A 22,617-nucleotide genomic window follows, 5' to 3' on the forward strand; every position below is an offset into this window, starting at 1 on the left:
CACCGGGGCCGCCCGCGCCACCTCCACCCAACGCAGCCACACCAACACCCCTGGATGACCTACAAAAACCACGAAAGTCGAGTCCCGTACAACCCTGAGCTCAGATCAGGTGTCGAAGAGGTCGGTGCGCACCGAAGCACGTACCGCCCGGCTTCGTTCCCGTGGGCCTTCAGTCGCGGGGCATAGAGCCCTCATCCCAGGATATTTCATCGCAAAGGGCGTACAACCGTCCAGTCTTCTCAGAGGTCTTGGTGGGTGTCGCATTCTCCGCCGCACCCGCACGTCCTTCTCCGAGGAGGCCCCCGCCCCATGTCACGCGCCCGCGTCCGCACCCCCCGGTTCCGGCTGACCGCCGCCGTCGCCGTCGCCCTGGCCGCCACCACCGCCGGCACGCTCGCCGGCCCGGCCGCCGCCGCGGCGGCCCCCACCGGTGCGGCCGCGGTCGCACAGCAGGGCGCCGGGGACGCCGTCTTCCCGTTCCTCAACAGCGTCGTCGCGACCGCTGGGCCCAACGGGTTCCTCGCCGTCCGGACGGACGACGTCGTCTGGACGCGGTACGCGGACGGTTCCGTCACCACGTTCCCGAAGAGCCCTGCGATCACCTACCGGGGCGCCGCCGGAGCCGACGTCGTCGTGGCGAGCGAAGGAACCCGCCACACTGTCCACGACATGGCCAAGGGCGGCGCCCCGGTCGTCATCGACATTCCGTACGAGCTGCGCGAGGTCAACGGCTCGACGCTCGTGATGGTCGACCCGGCCACCCACGAGCTCCACCTCGTGAGCCGGGCGCCCGGGGGCGAGGTGGTCGACCGCAAGGTGACGGGGATGCCGACCGGAGTCCCCTGGGAGTTCCACGGCTCCACGCCCGGTACGGTCGCCGTGCAGACCTCGGAGTCGGGCGGCTTCCGTCTCGCCCTGGTCGACGTGGCCACGGCCGCCGCCGTCGAGACGTACGACCTCGCCCGCTACAGCGGCTTCGCACAGGTCACGCCCGACCACGTGCTCTGGGAGCCGGCATACGGCCAGACCAAGATCGTGGACCGGAAGACCAAGCAGGCCGAGACGCTTCCCTACCGGGCGCAGATCGCCCTGGGCGGCGAATGGCTGGCGATCACGGGCGGCGACAAGGTCGTCGTCGACGGGGTCACCTACCCGAACAAGCCGATCGTCCTCAAGTCGCTGAAGGACAGCCGCAAGGTCGCGCTCCTCGATCTCGCGAGTCGCGTGGCCCCGGCCGGCGACGGGACGCTCCTGGTGTCCGGCGGCACCTTCGCGCAGGGCCAAGGCCTCTTCCGCATCTCGCTCAACGCGAGCGGGACCCCGGTGGCCACCATGATCGGGGACGGGCAAAGCCCCCTGGAAATGGTCTTGGAGCGGGTGAACATTCCGAGCGTCTACCGCTTCGACGGCACCGACAAGCGCGTGACCTGGGAGGCCAACCAGCAGGACCTGGGCGTCGCGCTGGACCTGACCCACGTGGCCACCGGCCGCAAGGTGTCGCTCTGGAGCTACTACGACACCTCCATCGGCTGGGACGGTTACCTCGACCAGGTGATCGGCGCCTACAACGGCGCGTACACCTGGAAGATGACCGCCCGCCCGGCGTCCGGAGTCGGCCCCGTCGCCGTGAAGACCGGTACCACCACGGTGGACCGTGGCACCGCGCCACGCGACTTCAACGACAACGCGCACGCGGACGCCCTCGTTCGCGACAGCTCGGGCAACCTCTCCGCGTACGACCTCAGCCAGCTACGCGCCATGGGCAACAGCTCCGACTGTCATGACGAGGGCTGCCCGCCGGTCGTCCGCGACCCGAAGCCGGACGTGCTGGGCACCGGCTGGAACACGTACACGCTGATGGCCTCCCCCGGAAACGTGGCTGGTTCAGCCTCGGACGACGTTGTCGGCCGAGACCGTGACGGGGTGCTGTGGCTCCACCAGGGCAGCCAGCAAAAGCTCCTGCCCCGTACGAAGATAGGCGGCGGCTGGAACATCTACACCCAGATCACCGGCGGATCCGACCTGAACGGCGACGGCCGGGGCGATCTCCTCGCCACCGACAAAGCCGGCGTGCTTTGGTTCTACGCCTCCACCGGCAATGCCACCGCCCCCTTCAAGGCCCGCCAGAAGATCGGCGGCGGCTGGGGCGTCTACAACCTCCTCACCGCCCCGGGCAACATCGCGGGCGCCTCCGGCGGCGACCTCCTCGCCCGCGACAAGGACGGTGTCCTCTGGCTCTATCTGGGCAAGGGCGACGGCACCTTCACCGCCCGTCGCAAGATCGGCGGCGGCTGGCAGAAGTACACCCACGTCATCCCGGCGGGCAGGAACGGCAAGGGCGTGGCCGACATCTACGCCATCGGCCCCTCCGGCTCCGCGCTCTACTCCGGCCGCGACAGCACGACCCGCCCCTTCGAATCGGCCTACACCCTGCCCCTGCGCAGCGACTCCACCCGCTTCCGGACCTTCTTCTGATCCCTGTCTCACGCCTCCACCTCGTCCCGACCGAAAGGGTCGCTGTGACCGCCGGGCCTCGGGACGCTGTCTGACCGCCGTGTGGGCACCGCCGGCCGCGGTGCCCCAACCCGGGCCCACGTCGAGCGAAACCACCGTCACGGCGCTGCACGATCTCCACGGCGAGCCCGGTGGCCTCCCGGGCGCAGGCATGGAAGTCAGCGCCGCGATAGCCCTGGTCCGCCCACACATGCCGCAGGCGCGGAAAGACGTGGGCGGCCTGGGAGAACAGCACGGCGCCAGCCTGGCCACCCACACTGGCCGGGCCTACGCAGGTGAGCAGGACAGTGCCGCGGGTATCGATGAGAAGGGGGCGCTTGATGCCCGCTGCCGCGCCCCCTTGTACGCCACCGTGATCACAGACGACGAACGCCCCCTATCGCCATCCTCGGACCCTCGTCACCCGCCCCGTGACACCACGACGGCCAAAGCCCCAGCGGGGCGGCAGCACTGTTCACCCGTCAGCTGCGGGAGAGGCGGCCCTGCTCGGCCGCAGATGCCATGAGGCAGGGTTCATCGACGGCCACAGCCCGCAGCCATCGAGGGAAGCCACACTTCGCTCGGCGAGACGCGCTGGCTGCAGAGTGCCTCCCGGCCTCGTGCACATCGACAACACCGTCATCTGGCCGCCTCCCGTGGACGCCGTCGGTAAACGGCCCTTCGGCTACCTCGGCAAACCCGGGAAGTGGGCTCCCGTCAGCGAAGCGCGAGCCGATTTCACCATTACTGGCGATCAACTCTTCCGGTTGCCGCCCGACCGCAACAGGAAAGGAGCCTCGTCGGCACCTTGCTCCTCACGCTCAGGCCATTGATCGCGACGCCCTGCCGCGTCGCGGGGCGTGACGCGTTCGTCGATCACGTACGGCATCGCGACTCATTGTCCGCGGACATTCTTCATTGTCCGCGGGCCAACAGAAGTACGGGCGGCCGTGTTGACGGACAATTCACAGACGGCCAGGGTGGGTTCGAAGATGCCGGAGGAGGTTGTGCGCTGCCCCTTCCGGCGTACGGACCGAATTCGGGGAGTGCAATGAGTGCAAGGATGCACATGGGAGCAATCGCCCTCGGCCTGACCGCCTCTGCGGTGGTCCTGCCGTCCGGTACGGCTTCGGGGCAGGAGGTAGCCGATTCGTCTCGCTCCACTCCGGGGCAGATCGCACAGCATCGGACTGCTCCGAGCCGGGCATCTGCCACCACGTACTACATCGTGAACAGTTATTCCGGAAAGTGCCTCACTGTCGACGACTCACAGAACTGGGATGGCGGGGCTGTTTACGCACAGGAATGCAATACAGCCGTGCAGAGCTGGTATGTCGGATCCAACGCGGGACGTTGGGCGGTGACGGCCACGTGGGACGGCCGAGTCCTGGATGCCGTGTTGGACAACGTCAACGGAAGTCGCATCACTCGCTACCGTTGGCTCGAATGGGACCACCAACCCAGGAACCAGCAGTGGACGCACAGCACGGTGACCGGGGAGATGAGGAATTCCTGGAACGGACGGTGCCTCGACGCCGATCCCGGACAAGCCAACAGCTATATCCAGCGCGTGTACTTGTGGGACTGCAACGGCAGCGACTGGCAGAAATGGCTGTGGTATTAGCTCGGATTTCCTCCACAGCACCCAACCGACGCGCTCGGGACTTCCATCCCCGAAGCCGGACTCCCCCACCCCTTTCCGTCGTCCGGCTGTGGACAAGGACGCCGTCGTCTGGTTCCTCGGCCGTGCCGCCGCACCGGCTGGCAACCGCACACAAACCCCTGGAGGAGAGAGCTATGAACCGAACACACCACGCTATGACGGCTGTCGCCGGAACCATAGCGACTCTGGCACTGGCGGCGACGCTCAGTGCCGGTCCGGCGAGCGCGGCTACGACCCCGTCAGTCCCCTCGACCGAGGTGGCTGCGAGCACGCCTTACCACTACTACAGCACGTTCCCCAGTGAAATCGAGTGCGGACAGACAGGCCACAACCTCGTGGACCGCGGTCCCTACGCGTCGTACATGTGCACCCGTGTACTCAGCGGATGGGAGCTCTGGGTGAGGTAACCAGCGTCTGGGCGGTCCGGCTCCCCTGCGCAAGTCGGCAAGGGAAGCCGGACGGTCTGTGTGAAGCCGGGGCTTACCAGTCGCTGTCGCGGAGGGGTTCCAGGCGCCACTTCCGATTGCCCCAGTCGACCCAGTCTCTCGGCCTTGCGCAACCGGCCGTTCTCCACCCGCAGCCTCGCCAGTTCCTCACCCCAGCCCTCGACCGACCGCTCGCCGCGGCCGCCGGCACGGCCGGCCTGCTCGCCGGCCGCTGGCCCCGAGGACTTCGACAACCTGGCACAGGACCGGGAGCGGGAACGGGCCGTGCTGGTGTTCGAGGAAGTCAGTAGGCTCTTGGGCTTACCAGCGTTGGCCTCCTCTCAGGCCGCCCGCACCCGTAGACCCCGTTCACCGTCACCCCGACGTCGGCGGCCGCCCGCGCCAGCGGCATCCCCGAGACAACCAAGGCGACCAGGCGCTCGCACCCACGAAGCCCGGGTCTTGAAGTATGTCCTGAATCGGCAACTAAACCTCTATTGAAGGTGAGTTGATCTCCAGCCGGCGGTAGCTTGGAGGCATGTCTCGCAACGACGCCGTCAGCTCTGCGCTGATTGATACTTCGATGGTCTCTCGGCCACCGATGCGTCGGCTCGTGTGCCTGTAAGTCTCTCCCTCCCGTGCTCAGATCACGGGCGGGGCGGCGGTGCGTGCCGTTCGACGGGAGCGCAACCAGGCGGCCGCAGTCCCGCCTCTCCTCCGCAGGAGAGGCCACACCTCATGTTCAGGGACAAAAGCAAGATCGCAGACCGCAACGACATTGCCCGCCGCTGGCTTTTAGCAGCTGCGGTGCGAGGCATCCTCGCCGGTGTCACCCGTGCCGTCATGGACATCCTCATCAACTCAATGAGGGGCCGGTACTTGCAGCACCACTGATCGACTGAACCTGAGGGCGGCACCAAAGTCACGGACCGCGGCCGCCCTCAGGCGTCGATTGACGAAGACAGACCAGTTGAACAACGACTCCCACCAGTACGACCGCACACTTCGACAGGCATCTCTACTTGGTCAGCTGGTGGCATCAAGGCCACCGTTTCGACCCGGCACGCGTTGGCGCGCCAGGGCAGCCGGCCTGGCCGGGCGCCGCATGCCGGGAAGGCGAGTACTACAAGCTCCTCACGCGCGACCTGCGCATGGGTACCTTCTGGCACCCATGAGAGGAGTCCCTGTGCGTCTTCGGCGCAGAGCTCCTGGCCGAGGTCGAGGACGACCTCACAGCCATCCTCGGCACCGTGATGCGCCGGGGCGGACGCAACGTAGGCAACGTCTGGACATACGAATCAAAAGGCAGCCCGTAGGCGAACGCCGTGAGCCGGAGGCCGCGTGCCGAGCGGGCGGTGAGCGCACTCACCCGGTGGGACCACCGGCGGCCTCCCGGCGCACGGTCTCGGCGACGCGGGAGAGTGCCGCGCCGAAGTGGCGGCGCTGTGCGGCGGTGAGAGGGTCGAACACGAGTCGGCGCACCTGTGCGACATGCCCCGGCGCGCTGTCGACCACCTTCTGCCGGCCGCTGTCGGTCAGCGTGGCCAGGGTGTAGCGACCGTCGCTCGGGTCGATTCGTCGAACGATCCACTCTCGCGCCTCAAAGCGGTCCATCAGCTTCGACAGCCGCGGGAGAGTGCTGTTGCAGTCCCGGGCCAACTCGCTGAACCGCATGGTGATCTGATGCGCCATCGACAACCGGGCGAGCACGCCGTACTCGAAGTTCGAGATACCCGCGTCGCGCTGCAGCTGACGGTCCAGTGCTGCAGGCAGCGCGATCACGACGGTGAGAAGGTCCTGCCAAAGTTCCTGCTGCTCGGTGTCGAGCCACGGTGACGGTTCATCCATGTGATCCATCCTACTTGCTCAGGCAACAGATGTCTGTTGCCTGAGCAAGTCAGTGCGGTCTACCTTATGAGTTGCCCAGGCAAGTCAAATGCAGCTTCAAGGAGTCCTCCATGATCAAGCTCAGCATCTTCCTGACCCGGCGGGCCGACCTCTCCCACGAGGAGTTCGTGGACTACTGGACACAGAAGCACACCCCGCTGCTTTCGAGCCTGCCCAGCGCAGAGGTCCCGGTCCGGCGCTACGTCCAGCTCCTGCCCACCGAGGACGAGATCCCTGGCATAACCACCGCCGTCTACGACGGTGTCGCCGAAGTGTGGGTCGACGGCATCGCCGACGCCGCCCGCTGGTTCACCTCCGACACCTACACCACGACCATCGCCGCGGACGAGGAGAACTTCCTCGACCGCTCCCAGACCCGCTTCCTCTACGCCACCGAGAGCCCGATCTTCGGCTGAACCGCCGTCAGCGACAACTCCCCCCCCGTTATCTTCTTCGCGGTCCTGCAATGGGGCCTCCGGCCTCCGGGCCCCGGCATAGCTGCTCCCCCCTGTCGAAGGCATGACTTGGATGGTGGTGCCACCGGGCCCAAGAGGCGTCATGGGAGACGCTGATGAGTGCCTCTGTGTGTCAAGGGGCGCAGCGAGAGTCGTGTGGCGGTCGCGTTTCAGGGTGCGTTAGACGACGTTCGACAGGCGTCGCTTGAGGGCCCGGCCGACCTCGGCCGTGGTCTTCCCTTCGGGGATTTTCCGCAGGTAGCAGTCCTGGCCGCGACCGCCGTGACGGATCTGGCAGACCGCGATGACGTGCGGCACGGAGTTCAGCGCCCGGTTCCCGCCGGTGTTGAGGCGGTGACGGGTGTTCTTGCCACTGGAGGCGTCCAGGGGCGCCGTATCGGTGTAGCCGGCGTAGCAGTGCTCGGTGGGTCGCGGACTTGGCGGTCGACGCGTCTCAACCCGCCCTAGGCTCACGGGGTAGGGAAATCCCCCTGGCAGGTGGGGTGTTGGTCCCAATGTGCCGGGCGTGCCGGGAGCGGCAGAGTCCAGCCATGAACCTTTCCAGGCTCCGTGGAAGATCAGCCAAGCGCGGTGTGCTCGCTGTGGTATGCACCGTGACCGTACTGGCGGGGACCGGGTGCAGTGACGACCACCAGCGGTCCTCCTCGTCTGCCGCACCTGCCGCACCTGCCGCGTACCCGCAGCCCGCAGCACGTGGTTCGGTGATCTCTGCGACCCCTGTGGCGGACTTGACCGCCAAGGAGGTCGTGGCCCGTGTGGCGAAGGCCGGCATCGACGCGGCACAGGTCCGCTACGGCGTGCGGGCCCACCGGATCGTGTACCGCACCATCGACATCAAGGGCCGGCCCACCACGGCGAGCGAGCTGGTGGTGATGCCGAAGAGCGACGACCGCACTCTTCGAGTGGTGTCCTGGCTGCACGGCACGGAGGTGTACCGGGGGGAGGTGGCCTCGGTGAACGACGAGTCCCCCGACCGGACCACGGCACTGCTGTTCGCCTCGACCGGCCGGGCGGTGTCCGCACCGGACTACCTCGGCATGGGCAAGGGCCCGGGGATCCATCCCTACGGGAACCCGGAGGCGACCGTCAGCGCGTCGGTGGATGCCTTGCGGGCGGCTCGTGCCTTCGCTGCCCGGGACAGTCGCACACTCGACCGGCGCGTACTGATCAGCGGATTCTCCCAGGGTGGACCGGCCACCATGCTGGTCGGGCGCGCCCTGCAACAGGGTGTCGACCCGTACTTCCGCCCGGGTGCGCTGGCCCCGATCGCCGGCCCGTTCGACCTGAGTGGTTTCGAGGCCGCCGCAGCAGCCGACAAGGTTGCCCGCTCGTCCCTCTACCTCGCCTATTTCACCACCGCCTGGAACCGGATGTACGGCCTGTACGACACTGCGGACCAGGCATTCCGTGCCCCCTACGACAAGACGGTGGAGACGCTGTTCGACGGCGACCACCAGGCGTCGCAGATCGCGGCCGCCCTGCCGGCCACCTCGAAAGAACTGTTCACCCCCGAGTTCCTCCAGAAGGTGCGCAACCCCACGGGGATCCTGAGGCGGAAACTGGAGGTGATGGACACCACCTGTGACTGGCGGCCGACAGTCCCGGTGCACCTCTTCCACGCCAGGGGCGACAAGGACGTCTCCTTTACGAACTCCCTTCACTGCCAACGCCAGCTGGCTACCCACGGGGCCCACCAGCAGTTGAGCGACGTCGGGCAGTTCGACCACTCCACAACGGTCCTCAAGGCACTGCCCCAGGTGGTAAGCGAGTTCGACTCCGCCCACTGACCCGTCACCGGTGCGGTACGCGGGACACGTGCCGCACGCGGCACGTGTCCGACGGGCCGGGGCGGCGGACGCTGACCGGGTAGGCACCCGCCACGCGTCGCAGGCCGCGCTGTCCTGTTGTTGCAGACGATGTCGCCGCGCTGCAGCCACTTCCCCACATACGTCGTCGGCGCGGTCTCCGGCGCGGTCAGACCGACGTGGATGCTTCGTTCCAGGTTCGGCTTGCATCGGTAGGAGAACTGCACGACGTTCGGGGCGATCAGCTTGTTCGCGGTGATGCGCTCCGGTGCACGGAACGGTTTCCCGGCAGCCGACGCGGGGAGCGCGGCGGCCGTGGTGATCGCGGCGACTATCGCGGCGGTGGCGGTGATCTTGCCTATGCGCATGGTTTCCCCCTCTTGGTCTTGCGGTCTGTCACGGGCCCTGCCAGGGCCCCTGGCGTATGAGAAAACTGGATGAACACAGGTTCCGCGGGCTGTGGTTGGTGTCGCTGGTCGGCAAGCCAACCAGGCCGGGGATTGTTCAGCAGCCCGGTTCGGGTACCGAACAATCCCGCTGACCCGGGTGAACACGCACGCATGCGACCGGCGAGAACCGGGCGCAGCGAGCGACGCCCCCGAAGACCGGAGTATCCAGTTCAAGTCACGGGCAGGGCGCGGCAGTTGTTACGCGACCGGCGGCAACCCGACACCCTCACGTCCCGCGTACAGAGCCAGCGTCGGCATGAGCCCGGCCACGACCGACCCCGGCTCCGGCAGCTCCAAGGGCGGCCGGTCCACGCCGGGCGCACCATCTATGCGGTGCTGGACACAGATCCCCACGGCGCCAAAGGCAGCAATGGGGGCTTCGACGAGATCAACGTCCTTGCGGACAACAGCTTCCCGAACGCCGACACCCACAACATCCCGCTGGCTTACGGCGCGGTCGTCGTTCAGCACCCCAAACTGGGGCTGTACCGCAGCAGCGTCAGTGACGCGGTCGCCAGCATGCGCACCGCGAACACCAACGACAGCTGAGGACAGGCGAAGAGCAGAGGCGAGCCCCGCGGACGGCGAGTGGTCGATCACCGCCGGGGCGCGGGCTGCGAGCTCCGTGCTTTCGCATGGAGCGGGCAACGCTCAACAAGATCGGCGCCCGGCAACCGGGCACCCTCCGCCGCGTACATCCACAGGCGGCAGACCGACGTGTCGTCGTTCACGTTGGGCGCGGTCACCGCCTACGAACAAGCCGAGTCCGCAGGCAACGCGGGGACGAGTCCACAGGCCCACATCTGTCTTGGCCGACTCACGCTGACACTCCCAGACCTGGCTGCAGTTGAGGAGGCGTTGCGCGCCGCCATTGCCTCGGAATACCGGATGACCTGCGCCTGGGTTCGCGGGAGTCATGCCATGCCCAGCCAGCCTTCCAGCACGGCCTCGCGCTCACGGGATCGCAGGACCTCACCAGGCTGGGCGTCGTTCCACCAGTTCGTCAGGGCGGCAGGCGAGGACTCGCCACGCGTGAAACGGGCGAGCAGCCCCAAAGACAGATCGACTTCTCGCTGGGTGTAGGCGGTCGCGGCGCCGGAGAACACCGGGGACTCGATACGGTCCCCCTGCGTCGTGGTGATGACGACTGTCATCTCGGCCGGGCTGCCGGGAACCCACGCGTCGAGGGCTGCGGCGGCCACGGACAGTCCGCGGGCCGCCCACCGCACGAGCGTGGAGCGGACCGGGGCTTCCGTCACTTGGAGATCCATCACAGCCGACCAGCGCCACGCCTGCGGAGCGGGGCCGGTGATCCGCACGCCTACTGGGGAGAGCAGCACACCCGGTTCCCCCGTTGCGGGAGGCGTGCCCAGGTAGACCCTTTCCCCGCTGACCCAGAAGAGGCCCACCGTGCTACCCGTTCGGTCGGCTGCATGGGTAGGCGGTGACGGTTCCACATTCAACTCCATCTCTTGGGCGCTGCGCGGCGATCATGCCGAAGCAACCGACCCTGGACGCACCGCGACTGGGACCCATCATAATCGCGCCACCAGGGGTTTTGCCGGGCGTAGCGCCCGACGCGGGGCTCGGTGCGGGCGGTTGGAAGGCTTGACTACCCGGCGATCCGGGCCGGGAAGAGCCCGGCCGGCACCGGCTCATCGTACCGATACGACCTCGCCTTCCCGAAGACCGACAGCGTCCCGGCGAACGAGACCTTCCCGGTCACACCGGGCAACTGGCCACCCTCCCCTACGCGTTGCACACCGACGCCTCGCGTACGGGAGCGCCCGTCCAGTATCGCCACCTCGCGCACCCGCCCGACCAGCCGTGCAGTGCCTGCCACTCCATCCCCCCGGCCTCTTGGACGATGGTGCGCCTCAAGGACGCCACCGGCGTACGACAGCGTCCAGGCTTCGGACCGGTCACGCTCGCGGCCTCGCGACCGCTTCGCGGAGCACCGTCTGCCCGGCAGGTGATGTTTCGGCCGCGATGGCGCACCTTCAGCCGCCGACCGGCCGGGTTCGCGCAGGCACTCTGGCGTCATGCCTGTCCACGGCTCTACCGTGGCACCGGGACACACCCGCACCACAGTTCGCATCGTTTGTCATGGACGCGCCATGCCCTGCCCTGTCATTCACCACACACCGTGACCTTGATGACTCCAGGCAAGAGGTGAGCCATGTTCGTGCACCACAGACGCCTGCACCGACCACGTCGACTGCGTCGGCTCAGTGTCGTCATCCTGCTCCTCGGCGTCGTCGCAGCCGTCGCGGCCGGGCCCGCCCGGGCGACGCCGGATGCCGCGCCTTGGGGCCCGCCCCTGGTCAAGCCGGTCGACCCTCAGCACTGGCGCAACCCCGACGACATGACCTGGGCCGAATACCGCTCCGTCCCGGGCACGGACTGGGCGAACCCCAACCGCCAGCCCACCCAGCGCAAGTTCAAAGGCGCTCTCGTACTACTGGACTACGCCGACGAAGACTTCTCGGTCACCAAGCCCGCCGGAGCCGCCAAGTTCGGCAATCCGCTGCCCAGCGCGTCCGGCATCCCCCGCGCCCAGCTCCCCAAGTTCTACGAGGACTTCCTCAACAAGCCCGGCACGCTCAACCACGGCCACACCATCAACGAGTACTGGATGGAGGATTCCGGCGGCCGCATCGGCGTCGGCCTGACCGCCTTCGGCGCCTACCGCATGCCGGGCAAGTCCTACCAGTACGGCATCGAGCCCGGCATGAACCCCGGCGCCTGCCCCGTGGGCGACACCTGCGGCAAAGACATCCGCGCCGACGGCAAACGGGCCTGGGTCGCCGACGTGGGAGCCGGTAAGGCCGGCGAGTTCGACTTCGTCTTCTACCTCACCGCCGGAGTGGACGAGTCCTCCGCCTGGCAGGAGTTCGGGCCGATGAAGTTCGCCTCCGCCCAGGACGTGCCGGCCGCCTGGGGACCCCCGTCACCCATCGCCTCCGGACAAAACTCGGCACGGACCCGCTATGTGCCGTGGACGTCCTGGCAGGCGGCCGCCCGTATCTGGCCCAACGCCGCAAACGGCTCCTCCACCCAGGCCGAGAGCTCCGGCATGGCCACCTTCGCCCATGAACTCAGCCACATCCTGGGCATCGGCGACAACTACAACAACCCCTACGGGACACCGCTCAGCCGCTCCTACACCGGCATCTGGGGCATGCTCTCGCGCGGCTCGTTCAACGGCCCCGGCGGGCCGCACACCCGCTGGCAGATACCCGCCACCGCGGGCGGCTCCATGGGCGCCCAGCACGTCCTGCGCGACAAGCTCAAACTCGGCATGGTCGACGAGAAGAACATCCTGCGCCTGGACCGCGACGCCCTCAAGGACTCCGGCCCCGTCGTCGCCCGCGTCACCGCCCGCTCCGCCCCGCCCGGAGAGAAAGGGCTCACCGGCGTCAACATCACCATGGCCCGCGACCTGTCGCCGACCTGCGACCGGGCCACCGACCCGCTGTGCGACGGCGGCGGCTACGACAACTACACCGTCGAGGTCGTCGACCGCATGGGCATGGACTCCTTCACACCGGACAGCGGCGTCCTCCTGAGCAAGACCAAGAACGCCGACCGCGCGCCGTTCGCCTGGGTGGTCGACGCCCACCCCGAAGACATCGGCCTGGTGGACTTCACCCGCCCCGACGGCACTCCGCAGAAGATCACGATGGGCGACTACCGGCAGCTCAGCGACGCGCTCTTCCACGCGGGGGCGGACTCCGGCAGCTCGTACGAGTACGTCGACGAGGCCAACCGGCTGCACTTCTACGTCCTCAACGTGCGACACGACGCCACCGGCGTGCTCTCCTACGACATCGGCATCAAGTCCCTGGACGGTGTCGGCCCGCAGACCCGCGCGGTCGCCCTCGGCAAGGGCTCCGTCACGAGCACGCCCGCCACGGGCCGGGCCGTATGCACCTTCAGCCTCGCCAACACCGGGCAGCCCGACCCGCACAACCAGCCGCACCTGTCCTCCGACATCTACCGCCTGACCGCCACCACCTCGCAACGCGGCTGGTCGGCCTGGCTCCCCAACCGCCTCACCGCCGTGGCTGCCGGCACCTCCGTCCCCGTCGACGTCGCCGTCACCGCGAAGCCGGGCGCCGAGCGCACGGGCGCCGTCATCCTCACCGCCCGCTCGGAGAGCGACCCGGCCAAGACAGCCCAGGCCACCTGCTCGCTGCCGAAACCGGGCAGGTGACCTCTCCCGCACAGGGCACGGGGCGACCGGGCCGCATCCGGCCCGGCTGCCCCACGCCCTGCCAACAGCGGCGGCCCCGAAGGAAGTCAGCCACTGACCGCCCACCAGGACCGACTCCCCGGCGTTCGAGGTCGAGTGCCCTGCGAACTGTCGGACGAGATATACGCGTTGCCGAACGCCCCATCGCTGTGGGGGCGGTGCCTGCGCGATCGGGCGTGAAGGGAGGGTGCCGCCGGTGATCCGGGGGGGAATGATCTAGGCTGCAGGGGATTTGATGATCACCAGGCCGGTCAATCGGGGTCTTCTTCACGGCGTCGAGTGCCCGACCGCGGAAGGAGCCCCATGCCTCCCGTTCGCCCGACTCGCCGCGTTCTCATAGCCGGTGGCCTTGCCGCCGTCGCTTCGTCCGCCGCCGTGCACCCTGCCTTCGCCGCCCCTGCGCCCGCGCGGTCCGCGGCGCCGACGGCCGGTCCCGTCACGGTGCGGCTTGCCGGACCGACCGGACCCGCCCCGGTGGGTGCGGTCGAGCTGCACCTGATCGACCGCTCCAGGACCGACCCGTGGGCGGATCCGAAGCAGCCGCGCGAGCTGATGGTGACGGTGACCTATCCCGCGGACAACACCCGGGCCCGCACGCTGCCGTGGCTGCCGCCGGGCGCCGAGCGTGCGCTGAAGGCCCGTTACGGAGGTGCCCTGGACGCCGTCGTACTCCCGGCGACGCACAGTGCGGATCGCGCGCCGACCCGCGGCAGTCGGCACCCCGTGCTCCTGTACTCGCCGGGCTACGCCTCGGACCGCACCTTCAACACCCTCGTCGTCGAGGACCTGGTGTCCTGGGGGTACGTCGTGGTCACCGTCGACCACCCCTATGACTCCGGCGAGGTGGAGTTCCCCGACGGCCGTGTCGTGCTCACACGCCCCGAGGAGGACGAGGACACCATCACGAAGGCGGTCGCGGTGCGCGCCGCCGACCTGCGCTTCGTACTGGACCGACTGGCGTACCTCGACCGGGGTGGAAATCCCGACGCCCAGCGGCGCCCGCTGCCGCGCGGACTGTCCGGGACCTTGGACCTGTCCCGGGTCGGAGTGTTCGGCCACTCCCGGGGCGGCGCCGCGGCGGCGGCCGCCATGGACGGGGATCCCCGGGTGCGAGCGGGCGTCAACCTCGACGGCGCCGTTCGCGGGCCGGTGGTGGAGCGGGGGCTCGACCGGCCGTTCCTGTTGGTGGACACCGCGGTGCACGACGGCCTCCGCCAGGATCCGACCTGGTCCGCCCTCTGGGAGAACCTGCGCGGCTGGCATCGGTGTCTGCGTCTGGCCGACGCGGACCACCTCTCCTTCACCGACCTGGTGTCCATCGGGCCGCAGTTGGGGGTGCCACTACCCCTGCCGCTGGGCACGATCCCGGCCGAGCGGGCGGTGGCAGCGGTACGCGCGACCGTGCGGACCTTCTTCGACGCGCACCTGCGCAGACGTCCCGACACCGGGCACCTGCTCATGGGGGCTTCGGCGCGCTATCCGGAGATCCAGTACATCGCCGGCCGCTAGCCGGGCGATATGCCCCGGCTGGGGCGTCGGACGGACGCACGATCGCCTGACCAGGGAAGCCCCGAGCGCTACCGGCCACCCGCAGATCGCGGCCACAGACAGCGGATGCGGTCGTGACTTCGCGTTCGACGGAGTTTTCCGTTTCATGGGCAGCACTTGACCTGACAGCCGATGCCCGGACCTACAGACTGCCTCCACGGCCGGTCCGCCACGAACCGTCGTGGCGTACGGCTCATCTGGAGCGGGGTACTGCCGATGGGCGGCGGAACGGAATCGACGGGAGAGGGCGCGATCATCTCGCTGCCCAAGGGCGGCGGCGCGATCAGCGGTCTGGGCGAGAAGTTCGCCCCCGATCTGTTCACCGGTACGGGCAACTTCACGGTCCCGATCGGACTTCCGCCCGGCCGGGCGGGCCATGCCCCCCAGCTGTCGCTCGGGTACAGCACCGGCAACGGCAACGGCTCCTTCGGGTCGGGCTGGCAGCTGAGCCTGCCGGGCGTGGCCCGCAAGACGTCCCGGGGCATTCCGCGGTACGTGGACACCGACGCGCCCGGCGCACTGGGGCGGGCCGATGTGTTCGTTCTGTCGGGGACCGAGGACCTGGTGCCGGTCGCGGGTGCCCATCCGGGGCGGGTGCGCTACCGGCCGCGCACGGAGGGCCAGTTCGCCCGGATCGAGCATGTGCGGGACGCCACGGGTGACTACTGGGAGGTCCGTGGCACGGACGGCCTGCTCACCCGGTACGGCACCGCGCGCCCGGACGGCGCGGACGCCGACTGGCGCGACCCGGCGGCCGTCGCCGATCCGGACGATCCCGGCCGGCTGTTCGGCTGGCGGGTCACCGAGTCCCGGGACGTCCTCGGCAATCTGATCCGCTACGAGTATCTGAGCGACCGGGGCCGTGAGCCCGGGCACTCCTGGGACCAGCCGCTGCTCGCCCGCATTCGGTACGCGGACTACGGCGAGCGCGCCGCGCCCTCCTTCCTGGTCGAGGTCGAGTTCGCGTACGAGCAGCGCCCCGACCCGTTCTCCGGCTACCGCTCCGGCTTCGAGTTACGGACGTCCCTGCGCTGCCGCGCCGTCCGGGTCACCACCCACGCCGCCGATGGCGTCGCCCGGATCGCACGCGAGTACCGCTTCGGCTACCACCAGGCCGCGTTCAGCGGGGTGTCGCTGCTGAGCCGGATCGACGTGACCGGGCTCGACGACCAGGGCCTGGCGCCCGGACAGGAGCCGGTGCGGGAGGACATGCCGCCGCTCACCTTCGGATACACGGACTTCGACCCGGCCGGGCGCCGCTTCGAGGCGGTGACCGGAGCCGGCCTTCCAACGGCGTCGCTCGCCGACCCGACCCTCGCCCTGGTCGACCTGAGCGGCAGCGGGCTGCCCGATGTGGTCGAGCTGGGGGCGGCGCAGCGGGTCTGGCGCAACGCGGGTGGCGGCCGTTTCGAGGCTCCCCGGAGGCTGGCCGAGGCACCGCCGTACTCGCTCGCCGACCCCGGGGTGCGGTTCATGGACGCCGAGGGCGACGGGCGTCCCGATCTGGTCGTGTCCTCGGCGGTCACGGGCGGCGGGGCCCCGGGCGGGGCGGCGGGCTACTTCCCGATGACCTTCGCGGGCGGCTGGAGCCGCCGTTCGTTCGTCCGCTACCGGCTTTCGCCCTCCTTCGGGCTCGCCGACGCGAATGTACGCCTGGTCGACCTGGACGGGGACGGCCTGACCGATGTGCTGCGCTCCGGCACCCGCCTGGAGTGCTGGTTCAACGACGCCGACCCGCGAAAGGCCTGGCAGCGCACGGCGACCGGCACTGCCCCGGGACCACCGGTCGACTTCACCGACCCCCGGGTGCGCCTGGCCGACATGACCGGCGACGGGCTCGCCGACATCGTGGTCCTGAGCAGCGGCAATATCGCGTATCTGCCGAATCTCGGGCACGGGCGGTGGGGTGCGCGGGTCGCGATGCGCGGCTCGCCCCGGCTGCCTGCCGGCTACGATCCGCGCCGGGTGCTGCTCGGTGACGTCGACGGGGACGGCGCGGCCGACCTGATCTTCGTCGACCACGGCCGCGTTCAGCTGTGGGGAAACAGGTCCGGCAATGAGTGGACGGACGAGCCGATCACGATCCGGGGCACCCCCGACGTCGTCGACACGGACGCCGTGCAGCTGTCCGACCTGTACGGCACCGGCATGGCTGGGCTCCTGTTCAGCCGCGCCGCCACCGGCTCGGGCCGCCCGTACCTGCGCTTCCTCGACTTCACCGGCGGGATCAAGCCGCAGCTCCTGGGGCTGATGGACAACCACCTTGGAGCCACCACACGCGTCACGTACGCGCCCTCCACCCGGGAGTACCTGCGCGACCGCCGCGATCCGGCGACCCGGTGGCGCACTCCCCTGCCCTTCCCCGTGCAGGTGGTCACGCGGGTCGAGGTGACGGACGCGCTCTCGGGCGGGGTGCGGACCACCAACTACCGCTACCACCACGGCTATTGGGACGGCACGGAGAGGGAGTTCCGGGGCTTCGCGATGGTCGAGCATCTCGACACCGAGACGTTCGGGGAAGGGACCGCCGCGACCACCGCAACCTCAGACGCGGAGCTGCACTCGCCACCCACCCTGACCAAGAGCTGGTTCCACACCGGCCCGGTGGCTGCCGCCGAAGCGGGTGACTGGAGCGAACTCGACCTGCGGCACGAGTACTTCGGCGCCGCCATCCCCATGCTGGTGCGCCCACCGGGCCAGTCGGCGTTCCTGGCAGGGCTCCCTCGCGCCGCCCGCCGCGCCGCCCTGCGGACCCTGCGCGGACATCTGCTGCGCACGGAGTTGTACGCCCTGGACGCCACCGTCCACGAACGGCGCCCCTACACCATCACCGAGTCGCTGCCGGGAGTGCGCGAGGAGTCGCCGCCCGCCCCGGACGACACCCGTGAACGGATCTTCTTCCCGCTCACCCTCGGCACCCGGGTCACGGAGTACGAACGCGGCAACGACCCGCTCACCCACTTCACCTTCCCCGCCGGGTACGACGCATATGGCTTCACGACCGGGCAGTTGGCCGTCGCGGTCCCCCGTGGCCGCGATCCGCTGCTCGCCGTCGCCACCGCGCCGGGGCCGTACTTGGCGACGTACACGAGCGTCGAGTACGCCCGACGCGACGACGCCACGCACTATCTGGTCGACAAGGTCGCCAGTAAGACCGAGTACGAGATCGTCAACGACGGACGGCCGCGGGTGACGGACCTGCGCGACGCGGTCCTCGCGGGACCGGCCCCGGGGTCAGGGGTGTCCCTGCGGGTTCTCACGCACACCCGCAACCACTACGACGGCGCCGCCTTCACCGGTCTCACGCCGGGCGCACTCGGCGAGTACGGGCTCCTCACGCGCACCGAGTCTCTCGCCTTCACCGACGCCTTCCTCGACTCGCTCTACCGCTCGGACGACCCGCCGGCGGTGGGCCCGCGGCCGGTATATCTCGCCCGCGGCGGTGCGACCGCGTGGACGGGGGAGTATCCGCGGGAATTCCGCGACCAGTTGCCCGCGCTCGCCGGCTACGTGCACCGCGGCGACGGCGAGATACCCGGTTCGCCCGGTGGCTACTACGTGGTCAGCGCCCGCCACCAGTACGACGTGCACGTGCCGGGCCGCGTGCCGCGCGGCCTCCCCCTCACCTCGCTCGACCCGCTGGGCGCCCCGAGCCGTATCGAGTACGACCGGCACGACCTGCTGCCGGTGCGTGCCGTCGACCCGGTGGGCCTGGCCACGGATGCCGTGAGCGACCTGCGGATGCTTCTCCCCCGCCAGGTCACCGACGCCAACGGCACTGTCACATCGGTCACTTACTCACCGGCCGGGTTCGTCACCGCCCAGTACACGCACGGCAACAACGGCGAGGGTGATCGCCAGGCTCCCAACACCCGCATGACGTACGACCTGCGGGCCTTCGCCGAGCGGCGCGGCCCGGTGTCGGTGCGCACCGTGCGGCGGGCCCACTACGACACGGACACCGATGTGCCGCCAGGACAACTGGACGACATCATCGTGTCGGTGCAGTACACCGACGGATTCGGCCGACTCCTGCAGACCCGCGCACAGGCCGAGGACACCCTCTTCGGCGACGCCGCGTACGGCGGCGGCGTCATACCGGCGGGCGACCTCACCCCGGTCGGCGACACCACCGGGCGCACCCGCGCCCCCGCCGATCCGGACAACGTGGTCGTCTCGGGCTGGCAGGTGTACGACAACAAGGGCCGGGTGGTACGCAAGTACGAGCCGTTCTACGCCACCGGCTTCGCCTACGCGCCGCCCCTCGACGCCCAACTCGGCCAGCAGGTCCGCCTGTTACACGATCCGCTCGGGCGGGTCGTGCGCATTCTCAACCCGGACGGCAGCGAGCAGCGCGTCGTGTTCGGCGTCCCGGCCGATCTGGCAGAGCCCGAGGTGTTCGCGCCGACGCCCTGGGAGTCGTACACCTACGACGCCAACGACAACGCGGGCCGCACCCACCCCGCTCAGGCACGGCCGTACGCGGGCCACTGGAATACCCCGGCCAGCACCGAGATCGACGCTCTTGGCCGCACGGTGCGTGCCGTCGCCCGCACCGGCCCGGCCGCCGGTGACCGGCTCACCACCAGCTCGGCGTACGACATCCAGGGCAATCTCGTCTCGGTCACCGACGCGCTCGGCCGGGAGGCGTTCCGGTATGTCTTCGACGTGGCCCGGCGGCGCTGGCGGGCCGACGGGATGGACACCGGGCGCCGGGACACGGTGCCCGACGCGCTCGGCCGTCCGGTCGAAACCCGGGACAGCAAGGGCGCGTTGACGCTCTTGGGCTTCGATGTGCTGCACCGGCCCGCGCGGGTGTGGGCACGCGATGACGCCACCCGGCCGGTGACGTTGCGTCAGCTTGTCGAGTACGGCGACGGTGGCAGGGCGGATCAGGCCCCCGCCGACCGGGCTGCCGCGCGCGCTCTGAATCTGCTCGGCCGGCCGGTGCGCCACCACGACGAGTCCGGTCTGGTGACGGTCGTGAGGGCCGACTTCAAGGGCAATCCCCTTGAGTCGCGGCGACAGGTGATCGCCGACGCCCCCATCCTCGACACGTATCAGACGGCCAAGGACAAGGGCTGGCAGGTGGTGCCGTTCCAGGTGGAGTGGACGCCCGCGGCGGGACAGAACCAAGCGGCTCGTGACGCCCAACTTCTCGAATCCACCAGCTACTTGACGACCACGGCCCACGACGCCCTGGGCCGGATCGTGAAGCATGTGTTCCCCGCCGACGTGGAAGGTGGACGCCGGGTCCTTCGCCCCGCCTACAACCGGTCCGGCGCCCTCGAACAGGTGCGGCTCGACGACACCGTGTACGTCCAGCGGATCAGCTACGACGCCAAGGGCCAGCGCACCCTCATCGCCTACGGCAACGGCGTCATGACCCGCTACGCCTACGACCCGCACACCTTCCTCCCGGTGCGCCTGCGCAGCGAGCACTACACGCTCGTCGGGACACAGACCTACCACCCGTCCGGCGATCCGCTGCAGGACCACGGCTACGACTACGACCTCACGGGCAACGTGCTGGCGCTGCGCGACCGGGCGCCGGGCAGCGGCATCCCCAACAACCCCGGTGCGCTCGGCGCCGAGGACCCGCTGCTTCGCAAGCTGCTCGGCGGCGGCGACGCGCTCGACCGGCAGTTCACCTACGACCCCCTCTACCGGCTGCTCAGCGCGACCGGACGCGAGCACCAGGCGCCCTTCGCCGGCGACCCGTGGAACGCCCCGCCGCGCGGCACCGACGTCACGAAGGCGCAGCCGTACTCGGAGACGTACCGCTATGACGAAGTGGACAATCTGCTCACCCTCGCGCACGCGGGCAGCGGCGGGTTCACCCGCTCCTTCACCGTCGCCCCTGGCGACAACCGGCTGCGCCGCTCGGACACCGGCAAGACGCCATACGACTACACCTTCGACCGCAACGGCAACATGGTCGCGGAGACCACCTCACGGCACTTCGCGTGGGATCACGGCGACCGGCTGAGCGCCTTCGCCGTCCAGACCGCGAACGCCGAGCCGTCGGTGCACGCCCAGTATCTCTACGACGCCACCGGACGGCGGATCAAGAAGCTGGTACGCCGTCAGGGCGGCGCCGTGGAGGTTGTCCACTATGCCGACGAGCTCTTCGAGCACCACCGGTGGGCCGGCCCCTCGGGCAGTGGCGAGAACCAGCACATCCATGTCATGGACGACCGGCTGCGGGTGGCCCTGGTCCGGCTCGGCCCCGCCCATCCCGAGGACCGGGGCCCGGCGGTCGCCTTCCACCTGGGCGACCATCTCGGCAGCAGCACCGCCGTAGTCGACCAGGCCGGAACCCTCACCAACCGCGAGGAGTACACCCCCTACGGCGAGACCAGCTTCGGCAGTTACACCAGGAAGCGGTACCGCTTCACCGGCTGCGAGCGCGACGAGGAGAGCGGCCTCAACTACCACCGGGCCCGGTACTACGCGCCGTGGAACGGGCGCTGGACCAGCTGCGACCCGCTGGGCATCGTCGACGGGATGAATCCCTATCTGTACGGACGTGCCAATCCGCTGCGGATGACGGACCCCGAGGGCAAGCAGGCCGCAGGGGTCGGCGACGCCGCGGGGGACGCGATCGGACTGCTCGACACCTTGGAGAACCCGTTCACGGTGCAGGGCAAGACGGGGCTTCGGGACGTCGATGTGTCCCTGGACATCGACGAGGCGCTGCCGGTCGGCCAGCGGGGCATCTCGGCCGCCGAAGCGCGGGCCAGAGCCCTGGACCTGTCGAACCGTCAGCTACTCGACCCGGCCACGAACCGGATCTCCAAGCACCTCGGTCCCAGCACGCCTGCCGCCAACGTGAGCCGAGCCGCCGCGTCGGTGACCGAGGACGCGAGCATTCTGTTCACCAGGAACTTCAACGAGATCACCGAAATGCGCACGATCTTCGCCGAGGCGGTCGGCAAGGTCCGCAACCCGATGGGGATGACCCCGACCGCGCTCAAGGCCGCGATCAACGGGCACATCTGGGAGATCATCAAGACCGGCACCGGCACGGCGGCGGCCCGGGTGCGGGACGCCCTCGGCAAGCTCGGCTTCGAGAACGTCCCGGGCACGGGATTCCGGATGCGGATACCGGTGGGCGACGGGCATGTGCCGACGGGTCTGGCCTCCGGTGGAACTCCGGCCCCGGCCGAGCCGGCCGCCGCGCCGTCCGCGGCCTCGACCGCTGAGGAGGCGGTGGAGGGCGTATCGGCAGAACGTGTCGTGGTGACCGAAGTGGCGGAGGGGGCGTCTTTCGCGAGTAAGGCGGGGCGGGTCTTCGGGTTCGTCGGCAAGGCGGCCATCGCGATCCCCGTTATGTACCACTCCTTCCTGGCCGGTACCGCCCTGCGCGAGGGACACGGCTGGGAGGCCCTGAAGCAGGGCGGGCTCCTCGCGTGGAATCTGAGCCCTGGGCCGCTGCTCCTCGCCGGGGCCCAGGCCCGGCAGGAACTCATCCAGGAGATCAGGGCCACGCACGACCCGAAGACGGCGGAGCGGATGATCCGCGACTCCTGCCTCTATATGTCGCCCGCCTGCCGCCAGTGAGGCACGCAGGCAACACGCCGCCGTATCCGAGCAGTTCAGCAGAGCTCACCAAA

Annotated in this window: 12 protein-coding genes and 1 pseudogene; 9 read left to right on the forward strand and 4 right to left on the reverse strand. The window is 69.4% G+C overall.

What is annotated here, in order from left to right; genetic code table 11:
• Nucleotides 1-309: 309 nt before the first annotated feature.
• From OG965_RS03045 to OG965_RS03055, 3 genes and pseudogenes are all read left to right on the forward strand, one after another.
• Nucleotides 310-2,475 (forward strand): hypothetical protein, encoded by a 2,166-nt coding sequence (locus OG965_RS03045; protein WP_371648820.1) that lies wholly within the window; start codon nt 310-312, stop codon nt 2,473-2,475.
• A 1,087-nt stretch (nt 2,476-3,562) separates the two neighbouring features.
• Nucleotides 3,563-4,117 (forward strand): RICIN domain-containing protein, encoded by a 555-nt coding sequence (locus OG965_RS03050; protein WP_371648822.1) that lies wholly within the window; start codon nt 3,563-3,565, stop codon nt 4,115-4,117.
• A gap of 1,477 nt (nt 4,118-5,594) precedes the next feature.
• A pseudogene (locus tag OG965_RS03055) lies at nt 5,595-5,756 on the forward strand (DUF2716 domain-containing protein); the annotation flags it as partial.
• 190 nt (nt 5,757-5,946) lie between these two features.
• Here OG965_RS03055 and OG965_RS03060 read toward each other — a convergent pair.
• Nucleotides 5,947-6,429: a MarR family winged helix-turn-helix transcriptional regulator gene (locus tag OG965_RS03060; protein ID WP_371648824.1), complete on the reverse strand. Its 483-nt coding sequence runs from the start codon at nt 6,427-6,429 to the stop codon at nt 5,947-5,949.
• 110 nt (nt 6,430-6,539) lie between these two features.
• On the opposite strand from OG965_RS03060, the gene OG965_RS03065 reads away from it, so the two are divergent.
• Nucleotides 6,540-6,884 (forward strand): EthD domain-containing protein, encoded by a 345-nt coding sequence (locus OG965_RS03065; protein WP_371648826.1) that lies wholly within the window; start codon nt 6,540-6,542, stop codon nt 6,882-6,884.
• 219 nt (nt 6,885-7,103) lie between these two features.
• On the opposite strand, the gene OG965_RS03070 is transcribed toward OG965_RS03065, so the two are convergent.
• Nucleotides 7,104-7,397: a transposase gene (locus OG965_RS03070; RefSeq protein ID WP_371648828.1), complete on the reverse strand. Its 294-nt coding sequence runs from the start codon at nt 7,395-7,397 to the stop codon at nt 7,104-7,106.
• Nucleotides 7,398-7,663: 266 nt separating this feature from the next.
• On the opposite strand from OG965_RS03070, the gene OG965_RS03075 reads away from it, so the two are divergent.
• Nucleotides 7,664-8,731 carry a hypothetical protein gene (locus OG965_RS03075; RefSeq protein WP_371648830.1) on the forward strand — a complete coding sequence of 356 codons (1,068 nt, stop codon included), beginning with the start codon at nt 7,664-7,666 and terminating at the stop codon, nt 8,729-8,731.
• 800 nt (nt 8,732-9,531) lie between these two features.
• Nucleotides 9,532-9,747: a hypothetical protein gene (locus tag OG965_RS03080; protein WP_371648832.1), complete on the forward strand. Its 216-nt coding sequence runs from the start codon at nt 9,532-9,534 to the stop codon at nt 9,745-9,747.
• 365 nt (nt 9,748-10,112) lie between these two features.
• Here the strand turns inward: OG965_RS03080 and OG965_RS03085 are convergent, their stop codons facing one another.
• Together OG965_RS03085 and OG965_RS03090 are read right to left on the reverse strand one after the other, a co-directional pair.
• Nucleotides 10,113-10,457, reverse strand: a complete 345-nt coding sequence (locus tag OG965_RS03085) for a hypothetical protein (RefSeq protein ID WP_371648834.1) — start codon at nt 10,455-10,457, stop codon at nt 10,113-10,115.
• 353 nt (nt 10,458-10,810) lie between these two features.
• Nucleotides 10,811-11,041, reverse strand: a complete 231-nt coding sequence (locus tag OG965_RS03090) for a hypothetical protein (RefSeq protein ID WP_371648836.1) — start codon at nt 11,039-11,041, stop codon at nt 10,811-10,813.
• A gap of 336 nt (nt 11,042-11,377) precedes the next feature.
• Here OG965_RS03090 and OG965_RS03095 point away from each other — a divergent pair, with 336 nt between their 5' ends.
• The 3 genes from OG965_RS03095 to OG965_RS03105 all read left to right on the forward strand — a co-directional run bounded on the left by OG965_RS03095 (nt 11,378) and on the right by OG965_RS03105 (nt 22,564).
• Nucleotides 11,378-13,414, forward strand: coding sequence for a M6 family metalloprotease domain-containing protein (locus tag OG965_RS03095; protein ID WP_371648839.1), 2,037 nt, complete (start codon nt 11,378-11,380; stop codon nt 13,412-13,414).
• Nucleotides 13,415-13,756: 342 nt separating this feature from the next.
• Complete coding sequence (locus OG965_RS03100) at nt 13,757-14,962, forward strand: alpha/beta hydrolase family protein (protein ID WP_371648841.1); 1,206 nt, start codon at nt 13,757-13,759, stop codon at nt 14,960-14,962.
• A gap of 171 nt (nt 14,963-15,133) precedes the next feature.
• Nucleotides 15,134-22,564, forward strand: a complete 7,431-nt coding sequence (locus tag OG965_RS03105; protein ID WP_371648843.1) for a SpvB/TcaC N-terminal domain-containing protein — start codon at nt 15,134-15,136, stop codon at nt 22,562-22,564.
• Nucleotides 22,565-22,617 lie beyond the last annotated feature (53 nt).

Origin of the sequence: Streptomyces sp. NBC_00224, from assembly GCF_041435195.1 — a bacterium.
In the GTDB taxonomy this organism is placed as follows: Bacteria; Actinomycetota; Actinomycetes; order Streptomycetales; family Streptomycetaceae; genus Streptomyces.